Source organism: Pseudogemmobacter bohemicus, assembly GCF_003290025.1.
In the GTDB taxonomy this organism is placed as follows: Bacteria; Pseudomonadota; Alphaproteobacteria; order Rhodobacterales; family Rhodobacteraceae; genus Pseudogemmobacter; species Pseudogemmobacter bohemicus.
The window spans coordinates 495,269-510,341 of sequence record NZ_QNHG01000003.1; the positions used below are offsets into that span (position 1 = coordinate 495,269).

Annotated in this window: 16 protein-coding genes; 9 read left to right on the forward strand and 7 right to left on the reverse strand. The window is 66.9% G+C overall.

What is annotated here, in order from left to right; translation table 11 throughout:
• Positions 1-16 precede the first annotated feature (16 nt).
• Complete coding sequence (locus DRF71_RS17260; protein ID WP_112311775.1) at positions 17-574, forward strand: manganese efflux pump MntP; 558 nt, start codon at positions 17-19, stop codon at positions 572-574.
• 113 nt (positions 575-687) lie between these two features.
• Here the strand turns inward: DRF71_RS17260 and DRF71_RS17265 are convergent, their stop codons facing one another.
• From DRF71_RS17265 to DRF71_RS17280, 4 genes are all read right to left on the reverse strand, one after another.
• Positions 688-2,553, reverse strand: coding sequence for a S1C family serine protease (locus DRF71_RS17265; RefSeq protein WP_112311776.1), 1,866 nt, complete (start codon positions 2,551-2,553; stop codon positions 688-690).
• Between the two features lie 158 nt (positions 2,554-2,711).
• A complete protein-coding gene (locus DRF71_RS17270) occupies positions 2,712-3,167 on the reverse strand; it encodes a universal stress protein (RefSeq protein WP_112311777.1) in 456 nt (151 codons plus the stop codon).
• A gap of 106 nt (positions 3,168-3,273) precedes the next feature.
• Entirely contained in the window at positions 3,274-3,732 is a 459-nt protein-coding gene (locus DRF71_RS17275) for a PaaI family thioesterase (RefSeq protein WP_112311778.1), read from the reverse strand.
• Positions 3,729-4,202 carry a PaaI family thioesterase gene (locus DRF71_RS17280; RefSeq protein WP_112311779.1) on the reverse strand — a complete coding sequence of 158 codons (474 nt, stop codon included), beginning with the start codon at positions 4,200-4,202 and terminating at the stop codon, positions 3,729-3,731. Before DRF71_RS17280 ends, DRF71_RS17275 begins: the two co-directional genes overlap by 4 nt.
• Positions 4,203-4,382: 180 nt before the next feature.
• On the opposite strand from DRF71_RS17280, the gene DRF71_RS17285 reads away from it, so the two are divergent.
• Entirely contained in the window at positions 4,383-4,778 is a 396-nt protein-coding gene (locus DRF71_RS17285) for a MerR family transcriptional regulator (RefSeq protein ID WP_112311780.1), read from the forward strand.
• A gap of 19 nt (positions 4,779-4,797) precedes the next feature.
• On the opposite strand, the gene DRF71_RS17290 is transcribed toward DRF71_RS17285, so the two are convergent.
• Positions 4,798-5,673 (reverse strand): alpha/beta hydrolase fold domain-containing protein, encoded by an 876-nt coding sequence (locus DRF71_RS17290; RefSeq protein ID WP_112311781.1) that lies wholly within the window; start codon positions 5,671-5,673, stop codon positions 4,798-4,800.
• A gap of 141 nt (positions 5,674-5,814) precedes the next feature.
• Between DRF71_RS17290 and DRF71_RS17295 the strand changes: the two genes are divergently transcribed.
• The 7 genes from DRF71_RS17295 to DRF71_RS17325 all read left to right on the forward strand — a co-directional run bounded on the left by DRF71_RS17295 (position 5,815) and on the right by DRF71_RS17325 (position 13,460).
• Complete coding sequence (locus tag DRF71_RS17295) at positions 5,815-6,804, forward strand: Ldh family oxidoreductase (protein WP_112311782.1); 990 nt, start codon at positions 5,815-5,817, stop codon at positions 6,802-6,804.
• 108 nt (positions 6,805-6,912) lie between these two features.
• On the forward strand, positions 6,913-8,484 hold the full coding sequence (locus DRF71_RS17300; protein ID WP_112311783.1) for a di-heme oxidoreductase family protein: 1,572 nt from the start codon (positions 6,913-6,915) through the stop codon (positions 8,482-8,484).
• A complete protein-coding gene (locus DRF71_RS17305) occupies positions 8,484-9,494 on the forward strand; it encodes an imelysin family protein (protein ID WP_112311784.1) in 1,011 nt (336 codons plus the stop codon). Before DRF71_RS17300 ends, DRF71_RS17305 begins: the two co-directional genes overlap by 1 nt.
• A 4-nt stretch (positions 9,495-9,498) precedes the next feature.
• Positions 9,499-10,557 (forward strand): DUF1513 domain-containing protein, encoded by a 1,059-nt coding sequence (locus DRF71_RS17310; protein ID WP_112311785.1) that lies wholly within the window; start codon positions 9,499-9,501, stop codon positions 10,555-10,557.
• 465 nt (positions 10,558-11,022) lie between these two features.
• Complete coding sequence (gene exbB / locus DRF71_RS17315; RefSeq protein ID WP_157971135.1) at positions 11,023-12,120, forward strand: tonB-system energizer ExbB; 1,098 nt, start codon at positions 11,023-11,025, stop codon at positions 12,118-12,120.
• A gap of 3 nt (positions 12,121-12,123) precedes the next feature.
• The gene (exbD, locus tag DRF71_RS17320; protein ID WP_112311787.1) at positions 12,124-12,582 is read left to right on the forward strand and encodes a TonB system transport protein ExbD; all 459 of its coding nucleotides are present in this window, start codon (positions 12,124-12,126) and stop codon (positions 12,580-12,582) included.
• Entirely contained in the window at positions 12,579-13,460 is an 882-nt protein-coding gene (locus DRF71_RS17325) for an energy transducer TonB family protein (RefSeq protein WP_112311788.1), read from the forward strand. Before exbD ends, DRF71_RS17325 begins: the two co-directional genes overlap by 4 nt.
• Positions 13,461-13,520: 60 nt before the next feature.
• On the opposite strand, the gene DRF71_RS17330 is transcribed toward DRF71_RS17325, so the two are convergent.
• Positions 13,521-13,925, reverse strand: a complete 405-nt coding sequence (locus DRF71_RS17330) for a PaaI family thioesterase (RefSeq protein ID WP_112311789.1) — start codon at positions 13,923-13,925, stop codon at positions 13,521-13,523.
• 143 nt (positions 13,926-14,068) lie between these two features.
• A complete protein-coding gene (locus DRF71_RS17335; RefSeq protein ID WP_112311790.1) occupies positions 14,069-15,070 on the reverse strand; it encodes a LacI family DNA-binding transcriptional regulator in 1,002 nt (333 codons plus the stop codon).
• Positions 15,071-15,073: the final 3 nt, after the last annotated feature.

The following is a 15,073-nucleotide window of genomic DNA, read 5'->3' on the forward strand; positions in this document are numbered from 1 at the left end:
GCAGGAGACCCGGGCCATGTCCCCGCTTACCATCGGCGTTCTCGCCATTTCGATGTCGGTCGATGCCTTCATCGCCTCGCTGGGGCGCGGTGCGGGCGAGACGCGGCCGGGATTTCTGCGCGCAGTGAAGACCGGTGCGGTTTTCGGTGTGGTCGAGATGGTGACACCGCTGATCGGCTGGGGGCTTGGCATGGCGGCCAGCGCCTGGGTCCAGGCAGTGGATCACTGGATCGCCTTTGCTTTGCTGGGCGCGGTGGGGACGCATATGCTGTTCCAGGCGCTGTTCGGCCATGCGGATGCGGCGCCGCATGCCCCCGGGCTGCGCGCGACGCTGCTGACGGCCATCGGGACGTCGATTGACGCGATGGCGGTGGGGGTATCGCTGGCCTTGCTGGATGCGAATATCTTCATCATTGCCGCCGCTATTGGCTTTACCACCATGGTAATGAGCGCCTCGGGCATCCTGGCCGGGCGCTGGCTGGGGCGCAGCTTTGGCCGGGTGATGGAGAGCCTTGGCGGTATCGCCCTGATCGGGATGGGCGGGCTGATCCTTTTTGAACATCTGGCGGTCTGAAGCCCGGCCGCCCCGCCCTGGCAATCCCGGCGCCTCAAGCTGACCGATGTTTATCAAAATGAAAAACGGCCCCCCCGGGGCCCGTTTTGCGCCGGTAAGCTGAGCCTTGCGGCTCAGCGGTAGCAGTGCACCGGGACGACTGCAGCGGCGAAGGCTTCGGGCAGCTCGCCCGAGAGATCGCCGCGCACGCCTTCGCCCTGGGGCCGCGAGATGCGCTCTTTGGCGAGGAAGGTCAGCAGCGGACCCGAGGGCACCGCGAAGTTCATGTTTTGCGGCAGGGTGCCGGTTTCTTCCAGCATGGCGATGTCGTCGACGCGGCTGACGACCACGCCGATCACCGCGCCCTTCTTGTTCAGAAGCGGGCCGCCGGAATTCCCCGGCTGCACCGGCGCCGTGATCATCACCCGATTAGACGAGCCATCCGCGCCGCGCAAAGCCGAGACATTGCCCGAGGTGACGGTCAGCCCCTGGTCGAGACTGGTCGAATAGGGGTAGCCCAGAGTGGTGACGGATTCTCCGAGTTTCGGCACTTCCAGTGCCGAGAGTTTCAGCCAGGCGCCGGTATCGACCGCACCGCCCAGCACGGCGACATCCAGCGTGGTATCGGCGGCCAGCACTTCCAGCGCCGAGCCATCCGCCATGCCGATGGCCGAGCAGCCTTCGATCACATGGGCGGCGGTGACGAGCGTGGTCGGCGCGATATAGAAGCCGGTGCCAGAGCTTTTCAGCGTGCCCGAAACCCTGGGACGCGGGGTTTCCGCAATCGCGGCGACCTTGGGCAGACCGGGTGCGCTGTCGGGCTGACCCTCGGGCGCGCGGATCGGTGCGGGCCCGCCGGGGGAGGTGCCCAGCTCGGCCGGGCCAGCGGCGATTGCGGCGCCAGGATCGGGGGCCTCGGGCAGGTCGGGCGAGGGGGTGCCGAGGCCGCCCGTACCTGCATCTGCTGCTCCGGCATCCGCTGTGGCGGTTCCCGGCGCCGGGGTGCCAAGGATGCCATTCGCCGGCGCGTTGCTTGCGGGGGGCAGATCCTCGACCAGCTCGCCGGGGGGCGTCGGGTCAGAGGCGGCCGGCGGGTCCGAAGGCGGCAGCGACGGGATCGGATCGGGCGCGGTCGGTGAGGTCACGGCGGATTTGCCGGGGCGATCCACCTGATCCTCTGCCCTGGGCGCGGCGGCTGCGGCAGCGGTCGGCGGCGCTGCGCTGGCGGTGCCGTTGATCACCTGGTCGATCACGCCGCCCGGGGTCCAGATCAGCGAAGCGGCGCTGGCATTGCCGGTCACCGTGGTGCCTGCCAGCAGATTGACGCGGAAATAGCCTTCCTCGGTGGTCACGAAATTCATCGTGGACCAGAGCCCGTCATGCAGATCCGACCGGATATAGGCAGTCATCTTATTGTCCAGATCGACCCAGCTGATCATCGTCCGGTCATTCGAGAACTGATAGGGCTTGGTATCGGCCCGCGCCTTGCCCACGAACCATTCGTGATCGGCTTTGGCATCTGCGAGCTTCCCCTCGCGGATGATCAGCGAGATGCTTTTATCCCTGGCGAGATATTCCATCTCTTTTGCGCCCTCGACCTCTTCGATCAGGCCGAAGGGGAAGAGGTAGGAGGTGTTCGCAATCGACGAGTAATTCAGCTGCCAGTTGTTCCTGACCCGTTCATCCTCAAGAAACATCACGAGGTCTTTGATATCGCCGAAAACCGGCTGGGCCTCGCGGCCCTCTACCCGGGTCATGTATTTCACGAAGGCCTGCTGCGACTCGTCGGTCCAGATGCCGTCGACCACGCCGTAGAAATCGCCGGTCCAGGCCAGGGCTGCCTGGATGGTCGCGGCATCCTCGCGGCTGAGGCTGCTGGCGTTGAAGGGCTGCTCCAGCCAGGACTGCGCGCGCGCCGCCCCCGGCAGGTGCAAAAGGACAAGGAGCGGCAGAACCAGGGCTACAAACAGGAACCGGACCGGCATCAGGAAAAAGCGCATGGCAAAGGCACTCCGGCAACGGGCAAGAAGGATGATTTCACGCCATGCTGCCCTGAAACCGGCGCAAAGCAAAGGTGTTTCGGCGGGGTTCAGGGTCGGGAAGTCCGGATGCGATCGCGCCGCCGTCCCGGGCAGGGCGGCAAGGCGGGGCGCCTTGCTCAGGTGATCTTTTCCAGCGTTTCTTTCGACATATCGCCCGGCACGATGGTGATGGGGGTCGGCAGGCTGCCGGAATTGCGGCTCATCGCGGTGACCAGGGGGCCGGGTCCGGCCTTGTCGGTGCCGGCGCCCAGTACCAGCACACCGGTTTCCGGGTCTTCGCGCATCTGGGCGAGGATCTCGGTCACCGCATCGCCTTCGCGGATCACCAGTTCCGGATTAACGCCCTGCTTGTCGCGCATCCATTTGGCAAAGACCTCGAAATGGGCCTCGATCCGCTCGCGTGCCTCGGCCCGCATCAGATCGGCCACGCCCATCCAGTGCTGGAATTCCTCGGGCGGGATGATCGACAGGATCGTCACCCCGGCGCCGGTATGGGCGGCGCGCAGCGCGGCATAGCGCATGGCATTGAGGCATTCGCGGCTGTCATCCAGCACAACCAGGAATTTACGCATCCGATAGTCTCCTGCCTGAATGCGCCAATTCTGGAACGGCGGCGGGGGAAATGGCAAGCGTCTCTGTCGTGATTATCGGGTAATCCCCGATAATGCCGGTCCGGCATCAGCCTTCGCGCATCAGGAAGTGGCCGGTGCCCTGGGCGAAAAGCCGCTGTGGATCCTCTTGCCAGGCCTCGACATGAACCGAGGCATAGCGCCGCCCCGAGCGGTTGATCCTTGCGCGGGCAAAGGCGTCTTCGGCCTGGCCGGGCCGCAGGTAATCCACGGTTATGTCGATGGTTTTCGGCAAGGCGGGCAGGTTTTCCACCGTGAGCGCCGAGGGCGGGATGCGCCCCTGATGCAGCCCGGTCCAGACAAGGCCGGTGATCGCGGTCACCTCCAGAAACGCCGCCGTCACCCCGCCATGCAGCGCAGGAATCAGCGGATTGCCGATCAGATCGTCGCTGTAGGGCAGAACGGCGGTCAGCTCGGCCCCGGCCGTGTCGAAGCGGATGCCGAGAAAGCCTAAATATGGGATGCGCGCCACCAGCGCCTCCAGCAGAGCATCATAGCCGGGGGTCATCGCGGGTCTCCTGCGGCGGCGGTGCCCGGCAGTTCAAAGGTAAAAGCTCCGCTGGCCATGGCGACCGGGCGGGCGGTGTCGTCATCGGTCGCGGTCACGCGCACGAAGGCGACCGAGCGGGTGACGTGATGGCATTCGGCGCGGGCGCGGATGGTCTGGCCGGGGCTGGCCGGGCGCATATAGTCGATCCGGAGATCCAGTGTTGCGGTCGAGACCGCCCCCATCGGATGCGCCATCACCGCCGCACCCGAGGCCGTGTCCATCAGCGCGGAAACCGCGCCGCCATGGATCACGCCGGTTGCCGGGTCGCCGATCAGCCGCGCATCCCAGGGCATGGAAATCACCGCCAGCCCAGGCCCGATCTCCTCCATATACAGGCGCAGCGCCCGCGCATGGGGCAGCGCCGCGATAAAGGCGCGGGCGATGGTCAGCGTATCGGGCGGTTGAGTCTGTGGGCCGCTATCCTGCATGGGCGGCATCAAACCGCCTGGGCCGTGCGGTTGCAAGGGGCGGCGCCACAGCACAGCCCTGCGGTGACGCAGGGTCAGCGCCTTTCGTGGTGCCGTTGTGTCAGGCCGTTGTGTCAGGGCCGCCAGGGCGCTTGCCATTCCGGCCCGCCTCGCCCTACCATCACCCCGGCGGAGGGTGTTATGACGGATCAGCTTCGGATCAGCTTCAAAGAGATGTGCGCGAAATTCGAGGTCACGCCGCGCACGCTCCGGTATTACGAATATATCGAATTGCTGGCCCCGGAACGCGAGGGGCGCGCGCGCTATTACGGCTCGCGCGAGGTGGCGCGGATGAAGCTGATCCTGCGCGGGCGGCGGTTCGGTTTCTCGCTGGAGGAGATCCGGCAATGGCTGCTGATCTATGGCAAAAAGGGCGAGCGGCCGCAGCTTGAGACCTGGCTCGGCATGGCGGATCGCCAGCTGGTAGAGCTGGGCCGGCAGCGCGACGAGCTGGACCGCACCATCGCGGATCTGCGTGCCCTGCGTGAAACCGCCGCCGATGAGATGGCGCGGCTGGACGACGGCGCCGAAGACTGACGGGGGCAGCTGCCGGCCTTCAGCAAAGGCCAAGCGCCGCGCGCAGCAGCCCGAGCGCTGGCCCGGCCGGCAATGCACCAAGGAAGCCATGCTCCTGCCCGGGCGCGAGGATCAGCCTGCCCTGCAGCCTATGCGCCAGGGCCTCGCTATCGCGCAGCATCGGGTCGGCACCGGCACCGAGAATGACCAGCCGGGGTGGGAGCGGAAAGCCCGCCGTCAGCGGGTCAAAGCGCGGATCTCCGGCAATCAGCCCGTGAGGATCGAGTTGGCGGTGATAGGCCGCCAGCGATTTCGGCCCCAGCCCATCGGCCTCATGTCCCGGGTTCCCGGGCGCGGGCGCCATGCCGGGCCCGGCGCCGGGATAGAAAAGCGTGACGCTGTCGATCCGGGCCCGTTCCTCCGGGCTCAGCCCGGCAAAGGCCCAGAGCGCGACCAGCCCGCCCGCGCTGTCCCCCATCAGCCTCAGCCGGTCGGCCCCGGCCAGTTGCCTGCGCACCGCCGCCACCGCATCCCGGGCAGGGGCCGGGAAAGGCTGTTCGGGTGCAAGGCTATAGGCAGCAGAGATAACCTTCGCTCCGGTCTCCCCGGCAATCCAGGCGGTAACGATGCGATGGGTCCAGGGGGAGCCGACGATAAAACCGCCGCCATGGAAATAGACCACCGGCAGCCTGTCCGCTTTCGCATTTCCCCTGACAGAAATACTCCCGCCGGAGGCGTCGCCGGCGGCCGGAGGCGCAAAGACCAGCCCGCCGGGGCAACCGCCATCCGGAGCCAGGGCCGTCATGCTCACCCCTTCCGGCAAAACAGGCGCAACCACCTCTGGTCGCGCATCGCGCCAGGCCCTCAGCTTTGCCACCGGGTCATTGATCCAGTCGGGATCGCGGGCTGTCGTCATGGTCCTGCCTCTGTGCCTGCGCCTTCCGGCAGGCTGCCACGCCTTGCCCCTCTGCGCCACCGGTGTTTTGGCTGACAGGGCTTGCCGGACCCCCGCTTCCCCGAAAGACTATGGCATCCTGGGATATGGGAGGATCGGGCAATGGAAACCCGGCAGATTGCAGTGAGCCGGATCCGGGAGGTCTGCGAGGCGGCGCTGGCCCGCCATGGCGCCTCACCGGACCAGGCCGGCCCGACCGCCGCCGCCCTGGCGCAGGCCGAGGCCGAGGGGAACAGCATTTGCGGCCTCTTCTACCTGCCGCATTTCTGCGCCCATCTGCAAAGCGGCAAGCTGGACGGCCAGGCGGTGCCGCAGGTGTCGCGTGACGGGGCGGTGGTGCGGGTCGATGCGGCTTACGGTTTCGTGCATCCGGCCTTTGCGGCGGGGCTGCCGGCGCTGCTGGCGGCGGTGGCAGCGACGGGTCTCGGCGCCATGAGCATCGCCAATTCCTATAACTCGCTGGCAATCGGCCACTATGTGCGGGCGCTGGCCGGGCAGGGGCTGATCGGTATCGCGGTCTCGAACTCGCCCGCCACTGTGGCGCCTCCGGGGGCAATGCGCCCGCTTTACGGCACCAATCCGCTGGCCTGGGCGGTGCCGCGTGCCGGGCAGACCCCGATCGTTGCGGATCAGAGCATGAGCGCGGTGACCCGGACCGAAGTGCTGCGCCGCGCGGCGGCGGGGCGCGCGCTGGAGCCGGGCTGGGCGCAGGACCGGGCGGGGCAGCCGACGCTCGATGCGCAGGCGGCGCTGGCCGGCGCGATCCTGCCGGCGGGCGGGCAGAGGGGGGCCAATATCGCGCTGCTGATCGAGATTCTTTCCGCAGCGCTGTCGGGCGGCGCTCTCAGCATCGGCCAGACGCCGCTGGACGCGCCCCAGGGCGGACCACCGCGCGTCGGGCAATTCCTGCTGGCGCTGGATCCGGCCCGCTTCTCGCCTGATCACGCTGCCCGGATTGAAGACCTTGCCGAGGCGCTTGCCGGGGCCGGGGTCCGGCTGCCCGGCGCGACCTGGGGGCTGGCCGATGCGGTTCCGGTTCCCGCCGCGCTGTGGCAGGAGGCGCTGTCCCTCGCAGAAGAGGCCGGCGGCTGAGCGTCGGCGAGGGCGCGACAGGCGGTCGCGCCGCCAGCCTGCCCCACGTTTTCCGATTGAAAGACTCGGAGAAAAGGATCAGTCAGAGGGGGCCTAAGGAAGGTCGTCATGTTTCGTCTCCGGTCCGCCTCTGCCCTTGCGCTCCTCCTGTCGCTCGCCGCTCTTACTGCCGCCGCGCAGGAGCAGCCCGCCCGGACAGCAACCGACCCGCTGCCGCCTGCCCCCCCTCTGGACGACCGCCATCTCGCGGTGATCGCGCGCACCAAGCCCGAGATCGGGCGGATCAGCCGCGTCCTCACCCCGGTCACCGATTTCAGCAAATCCGAGCCTTTTGAGCTGATGCAGGGCGGTGGCGCCACCGTGCGGGTCCGGCCCAATGCCGATGCCTTCTCGATCCTCTCCGGCAATATGCCCTTTGACCGCGAGATGGATTTCAAGCTCGGCAATGCGCTTTTCCGCAAGACCTGGGTGGCGGCGCCTTCCTCGACCAAAGCCTCCGACGGCCTGGGGCCGCTTTACAATGCGCGGGGCTGTCAGAATTGCCATCTGAAGGACGGGCGCGGCCATCCGCCCGAGACATCCGACGAGGCACGGGTCTCGATGTTTCTCAGGCTTTCGGTTCCGGGGGGCGAGGTGCCGATGGGGATCGAAGACTGGATCGCGACCATCCCCGATCCGGTCTATGGCGGCCAGTTGCAGGATTTCGCGGTGCCGGGCCTGCCGGCCGAGGGGCGGATGGATATCGCCTGGACCGAAGTGCCGGTGACCCTGGCCGATGGCACGGTGGTCTCGCTGCGCAAGCCCGATTACACGATTTCCAACCCGGGTTTCGGCCCCTTTGACGAAGGGTTGCTGATCTCGCCCCGCGTCGCGCCGCAGATGATCGGACTGGGGCTGCTGGAGGCGATTCCGGCCGCCGATATCATTGCCCTGGCCGACCCCGATGATGCCGATGGCGACGGGATTTCGGGGCGGATCTCGATCGTTCCCTCGCAGGAATTCGGGGTGCCGATGCTGGGGCGCTTTGGCCTCAAGGCCGGAACCCCGACCGTGCGCCAGCAATCCGCCGATGCGTTTTCCGGCGATATGGGCCTTTCGACGCCGGTGCTGCCCGACCCCTGGGGCGAATGCACCGAGGCGCAAACCGCCTGCCGCGAGGCGGAGCATGGCCAGGAAAAAGGTGTGCGCGACGGGCTGGAGGTTGATGCGCAAAGTCTTGATCTTGTGGCGTTTTACTCGCGCAATCTTGCCGTGCCTGAACGGCGCAATATCGACGATCCCCAGGTCTTGCGCGGCAAAGAAGTGTTCTACACCCTGAACTGCACCGGTTGCCACAACCCGAAATTCGTTACCAACCGGCTGAAGGATCAGCCCGAGCAGAGCTTTCAGCTGATCTGGCCCTATACCGACCTTTTGCTGCATGACATGGGCGAGGGGCTGGCCGACAACCGCCCCGAAGGCCGTGCGACGGGCCGCGAATGGCGCACCGCGCCGCTTTGGGGGATCGGGTTGACCGAACAGGTTTCCGGCCACACCTATTTCCTGCATGATGGCCGCGCGCGCTCGCTGCTGGAGGCCGTGCTCTGGCATGGCGGTGAGGCCGGGGCGAGCCGCGATGCCGTGATTGCCCTGCCCACCAAAGACCGTGAAGCCCTGATCGCTTTCCTGGAGAGCCTGTGATGCCGCGTTTCCGCCCCGTCCATATGGCCTTGGCCCTGATCTGCGCCGCCGGCCCCGCCTTTGCCGATCTGAAACAGGCGGTCGATACCGTGATGCTGCCCGGCTTTGCGCATTTCGCCGAAAGCGCTGCCGCGTTCGAGGCCGAGGCCGAGAGCCATTTCCGGGAGACCGGCGGCAAATGTGACCCGACCGCTTTGCGCCCCGGTTTCAACAAGACCTTCGATGCCTGGATGGCGGTGTCCTGGCTGCGTTTCGGCCCCTCCGAGGAGGAGGGCAGGACGCTGGCGATCCGCTTCTGGCCCGACCCGAAAGGGCTGGGCGCCAAAGCGCAGCGCGGCCTCTTGCTGGGGGACAAGGCCAGTCTGGAGCCGGAGCTGTTCGCCAGACAATCGGTTGCCGCGCGCGGTCTGAGCGGGTTGGAGAGGCTGTTATACCCGGCCGATCCCCCCGAGGCCGATCCCTGCCCGCTCTTGCGTGCCACGGTGAAGGATCTGGCGCGGCTGGCGCTTGAGATGGAGGGGGGCTGGACGGGCGATCAGGGCTTTGCCCGGACGCTGCTGACCGCCGGCAAAGACGGCAATCCACGCTATCTGAGCCGTACCGAGGCGCTGCAATCGGTCTTTACCCAGCTGATGGGCGGGCTGGAATTCATTGCCGATCAGCGGCTTGGCCGTCCGCTTGGCGAAGAGGGCAAGCCGCGCCCCGAACGCGCCGAGGCGCGGGCTTCGGGCCGCGCCACCCGCAATATCCTGCTGGAATTGCAGGCGATCCGCCGGCTGACCGCCGCGCTGGAGCCGGATGCGGCGGGCACACTCGCCGCGCTGGACCGCGCCATTGCCGAGGCCGGCAAGCTGGACCAGCCGGAGATGGCCGGCGTGTCAGACCCGGTGCAGCGCGAAAAGATCCTGCTGCTGCAACGCTATGTGCGGGCCGCGCGCGCCACGGCGCTGGCCGAGATGGCGCCGGTGCTGGGGGTCGGGCTGGGGTTCAACTCGCAGGACGGGGATTGACGATATGGCGACGCGACGCGGTTTCCTGGCGGGGCTGGCCTCGCTTTCTCTGCCGGTTCCCGGCTGGGCCGATGTCGGCAGCCCCGCCTGGCTTGCCGCCGGCAAGATGGGCGAGGAGTATGTGCTGCACGGGCTGCGTGAGGATGGCGAGAGCCTGTTCTCCATCGCCCTGCCGGCGCGCGGCCATGCGGCGGCGGCGCATCCTTTGCGCCCCGAAGCGGTGGCTTTCGCCCGCCGCCCCGGCGTCTTTGCCATCGTGCTTGACTGTTTCACCGGCGCGGTGCGCCACCGCCTGACCCCGCCCGAGGGCCGCCAGTTCAACGGACATGGCGCCTTTTCCGCCGATGGGGCGCTTTTGATGACCTCGGAAGTGGTGGCGGAAGGGTCGGAAGGACGGATCGGATTGTGGGAGACCGGGGGCTACCGCCGGATTGGGGAATGGGAGACCGGCGGCATCGGCCCGCATGATATGAAGCGCCTCGCCGATGGGCGGCTGATCGTCGCCAATGGCGGCATACAGACCGATCCGACCGACCGCACCACGCTGAACCTCGACACGATGCGTTCGAACCTCGCGCTGCTGTCGCCCGAGGGTGAGATCCTTGAAATCGCGGAACTGGAGCCGGAGCTGCATCAGAACTCGATGCGGCATCTGGCGCTGGTGGGCGAGGGGGTCGGCGTCGCGCTGCAATGGCAGGGCGACCCGGCCGAGCCGGTGCCGCTGCTGGCCCGCTGGGAGCCTGGCCGCGCAATCAGACTGTTCGAGGCCGCGCCGGAAGAGATCTTCACCATGAAAGGCTATGCCGGCTCGATCGCGGCCAATCAGGGGATGATCGCGATTTCCTCGCCCCGGGGCGGCGCCGTGATGGTATTTGGCGAGGATGGCACCCCGCTTGCCACCCATTACCGCGCCGATATCTGTGGCCTGGCCCCGCTGGAAAAGGGATTCGTCGCCTCGGATGGCGGCGGCGGTCTCTGGACGCTTGCCGGTGCGGAAGAGCCCGCCCGTCCGCTGCGCCACAGCGCCATTTCCTGGGATAATCACATGGTTACAATCGGCTGATTTGCCTGAGATTTCGGGCTGTGAAGCCCCCGTGCTGCACAGCAGCGGCCTGGGGGCGGTTATACTTGACAATTCCACCTGGTATTCCTAAAGCCATTCCTGACCGATCAGGTCGGAATCTGCTGCCTCGCAAGTGCCCCCCGTCTCGGAGCGCCAGCCAATCGGTAGCGGGCTGAACAGGTGGAATTCAGGTGGCGGCCCGGGTGGGGCAAGGCAACCGGATGGTTCGGGTTTCCCTTTGGGGCACGGGTCTGCGGTTGCGGGACTTGCACGGCATGGGCCCGTCAGGGCGATTGTGGAACGGATTTCTCGGATGATCTTCCCAGGGCGAAACCAGATTGACCGGGTTCTGATTTCCACGGCCAGGGCAGTTGTGGCGCGGGAGTTTCGGGGCGGTCTGCGCGCCGAACCGGTGCCGGTGCGGCTGTCTTCACCCGTCCCCCTTTGCACGAAATGAGACTTCAAGTGGTTGAACCGATGCGCGCGGCAATTCTTTCCCTTCTGATCCTTGCGGGCGGTATGGCCGCAGCGCAGGACAATACGCCTCCGGTGGTGCCCGATGCCGCGCCGGAGCAATCCGCAGCACCCGCTACCGAGGGCGCCGGGGCACCGCCGGTCGTGCCGGCTGCCACCCCCGAAAGCCCCGCCGCCCCGGCGGTCGAAGAGACCGGCGCGATCAACGCGCCCGCAGCCACTGCCGATGTTCCGGCTGCCGATATTCCCGCGACGGGTGCTGCTGCCACCGATGCGCCTGCCACCGATGCGCCCGCTGATGCGGCGCCCGGCGCCGCAGCCGATGCCGCGACGGGCGAGACCGGTGGAACCGCCACCGCAGAGGCCGCCGCCACTGCCACCCCCGCCGCAGAACCCGCCGCTGCGCCGCTGCCGGTGCATACGGTCGAACTCGAATCGCTGTTCTGGGATGCGCATATCATCGTGCAGGCGGTGATGGTTGGTCTTGCGATTGCGGCTTTCGTGGCGCTGGTGATCCTGATCCACAAACTGTTCGAATTCGGCTTTGCCTTTGCCTCGATGCGCAAGACCGCGCGCCTGCTGGCCAGCGCCTCGAACCTGCACTCGGTCGCCGAAGCGGTGGCCGGCCGCAAAGGCCCCTCGGTTGATATGATCCGTGCCGCCGATGAGGAGCTGCGCCTTGCCGAGGCCGAGCCCGAGCTGATCCCCGGCACCCGTGACCGCACCGATACCGCCATGGCCCGGATCGAGGCCGGCGCCGCCGCCCGACTGCGTTCGGGGACCGGGATCCTTGCCTCTATCGGCTCGCTCTCGCCTTTTGTCGGCCTGTTCGGCACCGTGTTCGGTATTATGAACAGCTTCCTCGCCATCGCGCAGTCGAACACGACGAACCTCGCGGTCGTGGCCCCGGGTATCGCCGAGGCGCTGCTGGCGACGGCCATCGGCCTGGCGGCGGCTATCCCGGCGGTTCTGATCTATAACGTCCTGTCCAGAAAGCTCGCGAAATACCGGTTGCAACTGAATGATGTGGCGGCGGCTGCGGCCCGCCTGCAAAGCCGGTCGCTCGACCGCCTCGCGGCGAGGGTCTGAGCCATGGGAGCCTCAGTTGGTGGCGGATCGGAAGACGAAGATACCGAAGTTTCGGAAATCAACGTCACGCCTTTTATCGACGTCATGCTGGTTCTGCTGATCGTCTTCATGGTGGCGGCGCCCCTGTCGACCGTCGATGTGCCGATCAACCTGCCGGGCAGCACCTCGACCCCGGCTGAACGCCCGGACGAGCCGCTCTGGCTGTCGCTGGGGCTGGACCGGGTGCTGTCTTTGGGCAATGATCCGGTGCCGGGCGGCGGTCTGCGGGCGGCACTGGATGCCGCAACGGGCGGCAATCGTGAAACCACGATCTTTTTCCGTGCCGATAAGGATCTGCCTTATGGCGCGACCATGGAAATTCTGGATGAACTCCGGAATGCCGGTTACCTGAAAGTCGCGCTGGTGGGGCTGGAAGGTGCGCCCGCTGCCGGTGCCGCTCCTGCAGAAGGATCACAGCCATGACCCGGGAATTGCCCTCTTTCAGCCGTGCCCGCTGCCCCGTTTTGCCCTCGCATGTCGGTGCAGGGAAAAGCCGGACTTTGGGCTGGCTGGCCTCGACCTCGATCACCGCGCTGCTGGTTTCGGCGCTTGGTGCCTGGGCGATGACCTGGGAAAGCGCGGGCATGTCGATGGGGGCGGAAGAGCAGGCGGTTCTGGTCATGCTGCCGCCGTCAGAGGCGATCGAGGCGATCACCGAGCCGACCCCGGATGTGATGGACCAGGTCGCTGCGGAAGAGATGAAATCCCCCGATGTCGAGGATACGCCCGACACGCCCGAACTGACCGAGGCCCCCGATACGCCCGATGAGGCGCCCGAGGTCGAGGAAATCGTCGAGGATATCCTGCCCGAACCCGATCAGGCGCCGCCGCCGAAGCCGGTGGTCGAGGTGAAGAAAAAGCAGGAAAAACCCAGGAAGAAAGAAAAGCCGAAAGAGGTAAAGAAGGTCGAGAAGCCGAAGGAGCCGGTCGAGAAGGCCGAGGAAAAGCCGAAGAAAAAGGCGTCCGAGTCGCAGGCCGAGGCGAAGGCTTCGAAACAGAAAGCAAGCGGCGGAAGCTCTGCCGGGTCGGGCAGTGCTTCCGCCAAGAATTACGGCGCCTCGGTGATGAAGAAGATTCAGCGCACCAAGAAAAAATCTCCGCCGAGAGGGCAGAGAGGTAAGGCCGTTGTGACCCTGACGGTTACGGATAGTGGCGGGCTTGCCGGAGCGAGCATCGCCAGAAGCTCTGGCTCGGCCGAGCTTGATGCGATTGCAGTGGATCACGTCCGCCGCGCGGCGCCGTTTCCGCCGCCACCGGCTGGCGCGAAGCGCACCATGAATGTGAATATCGAAGTGAAGTGATCTGTTGCGGCGGTCCCCGCAGACACACACCCGGCGCCGCAAGGCCCGGGTGTTTTGCGTTCAGCGCTCCAGCACCATCTGGGTCTGGGTGACCTGGGCCGCCAGTTTGCCATCTTCGCGCAATACCGAGGTTTGCCAGACCTGGGTTTTGCGACCCTGATGCAGCGGCTCGGATATGGCGCGGACGCGTTCTCCCAGCAGCAGCGGGCGGAAGAAATTCGTCTTGCTCTCGACCGTGGTGGTGACCTGATCGGGGCGGATCGCGGTAAAGGTGCCAAGGCCGCCCAGGATATCGGCCAGCGCCATGATGGCGCCGCCATGCAGCACGCCGTTGCGGTTCAGGAGGTCCGGGCGCACCGCCAGCTCCGCCTCGACCCTTGTGGTGGTGGCTGAGATCACCGTCAGCCCGATCAGGGCGGCAAAGGCGGAGATATCTCCGGTCAGGGGCGGAAGGGGCTGGGTCATGGCACTGGTCCTGCTGGCTCTCGGGTCCTGGGGGGTGGATCTCAGGGGCGGGTCTCGGGAGAGCGATAGCAGCATGCGGGCCGGGCAGGGGCAAGGGGGGCGAACTTGCGGGGGGCGAACTTGCGGAGGCCGACAGGGGCGGTTCAGGCCTCGCTGGAGGTGCGGATCACCAGCTCGACCGGCGAGAGGGTCTCGGGCGGCGGCGCGGATTTATCCTCAAGCCAGGCAATCAGCTCCGCCGCCATCCGTCGGCCAAAGCCCGCAATATCGCAGCGCACCGAACTGAGCGGCGGAAAGGCGTCGCGGCATTCCTCGATATCGTCAAATCCCACCAGGCGGAATCCCGGCCCGACGCGGCGTCCGAGCGCCGCCATGCCGCTCATCAGCCCAAGCGCCACCAGGTCGTTGAAACACAAGGCCGCATCGACGCCGCCGGTCTGATGCAGGCGCAGCGCCAGCTCGCGGCCTTGTGCGCGTGACGGGCGGCCGGGCAGGATCAGCGGAGGGATCCCCGCCTCTTCCATCACCCGCAGATAGCCCGACATCCGCTCATGCGTCACCTGCCGCCCCTCGATCCCGCCGGCGAAAGCGATGCGCCGCGCGCCCGCTGCCAGCAGATGTTCGGTCGCGAGCCGGCTGCCGCGCTCGTAATCCGGTGCGGCAAAGGGGAAGGTCGCGGTATCGGGATGCGCCTTGCGCAGCACCTGCAAGGCCGGGATCCCCGCGCGGGCAATGGCGCCGAATGTCGCCTCTTCCTGCCCGTAAGCCGGCGAGATGATCAGGGCCGAGACACCGTGTTCCAGCATGGCCGCCACCACCTGGGCCTGAAGGCCGGGGTCTTCATCGGTATTCGCGAGCACCGTCGCATAGCCCCGGGCCGAAAGCGCCATCTGCGCCGAGGTGGCGAATTCGGTGAAGAACGGGTTCCTCAGATCATTGATCACGAGGCCCACCAGCCCGGCATTGGCCTGGCGCAGCATCGCGGCCGAGCGGTTATAGACGTAACCCAGATCGGCCATGGCGCGGCGGACCTCTTCGCGGGTCTGGTCGCGCACCAGCGGGCTGTTTTGCAACACAAGGCTGACGGTCGATTTCGACACGCGGGCCTCGCGCGCGACATCAATGATCGTCGGCCTCTTCTCCATCGC

What these genes read in the sequence shown, in the direction of transcription:
- DRF71_RS17260 (WP_112311775.1), top strand. Translation starts at nt 17, where the DNA reads ATGTCCCCGCTTACCATCGGCGTTCTCGCCATTTCGATGTCGGTCGAT.
- DRF71_RS17265 (WP_112311776.1), bottom strand. Translation starts at nt 2,553, where the DNA reads ATGCGCTTTTTCCTGATGCCGGTCCGGTTCCTGTTTGTAGCCCTGGTT.
- DRF71_RS17270 (WP_112311777.1), bottom strand. Translation starts at nt 3,167, where the DNA reads ATGCGTAAATTCCTGGTTGTGCTGGATGACAGCCGCGAATGCCTCAAT.
- DRF71_RS17275 (WP_112311778.1), bottom strand. Translation starts at nt 3,732, where the DNA reads ATGACCCCCGGCTATGATGCTCTGCTGGAGGCGCTGGTGGCGCGCATC.
- DRF71_RS17280 (WP_112311779.1), bottom strand. Translation starts at nt 4,202, where the DNA reads ATGCAGGATAGCGGCCCACAGACTCAACCGCCCGATACGCTGACCATC.
- DRF71_RS17285 (WP_112311780.1), top strand. Translation starts at nt 4,383, where the DNA reads ATGACGGATCAGCTTCGGATCAGCTTCAAAGAGATGTGCGCGAAATTC.
- DRF71_RS17290 (WP_112311781.1), bottom strand. Translation starts at nt 5,673, where the DNA reads ATGACGACAGCCCGCGATCCCGACTGGATCAATGACCCGGTGGCAAAG.
- DRF71_RS17295 (WP_112311782.1), top strand. Translation starts at nt 5,815, where the DNA reads ATGGAAACCCGGCAGATTGCAGTGAGCCGGATCCGGGAGGTCTGCGAG.
- DRF71_RS17300 (WP_112311783.1), top strand. Translation starts at nt 6,913, where the DNA reads ATGTTTCGTCTCCGGTCCGCCTCTGCCCTTGCGCTCCTCCTGTCGCTC.
- DRF71_RS17305 (WP_112311784.1), top strand. Translation starts at nt 8,484, where the DNA reads ATGCCGCGTTTCCGCCCCGTCCATATGGCCTTGGCCCTGATCTGCGCC.
- DRF71_RS17310 (WP_112311785.1), top strand. Translation starts at nt 9,499, where the DNA reads ATGGCGACGCGACGCGGTTTCCTGGCGGGGCTGGCCTCGCTTTCTCTG.
- exbD (WP_112311787.1), top strand. Translation starts at nt 12,124, where the DNA reads ATGGGAGCCTCAGTTGGTGGCGGATCGGAAGACGAAGATACCGAAGTT.
- DRF71_RS17325 (WP_112311788.1), top strand. Translation starts at nt 12,579, where the DNA reads ATGACCCGGGAATTGCCCTCTTTCAGCCGTGCCCGCTGCCCCGTTTTG.
- DRF71_RS17330 (WP_112311789.1), bottom strand. Translation starts at nt 13,925, where the DNA reads ATGACCCAGCCCCTTCCGCCCCTGACCGGAGATATCTCCGCCTTTGCC.
- DRF71_RS17335 (WP_112311790.1), bottom strand. Translation starts at nt 15,070, where the DNA reads ATGGAGAAGAGGCCGACGATCATTGATGTCGCGCGCGAGGCCCGCGTG.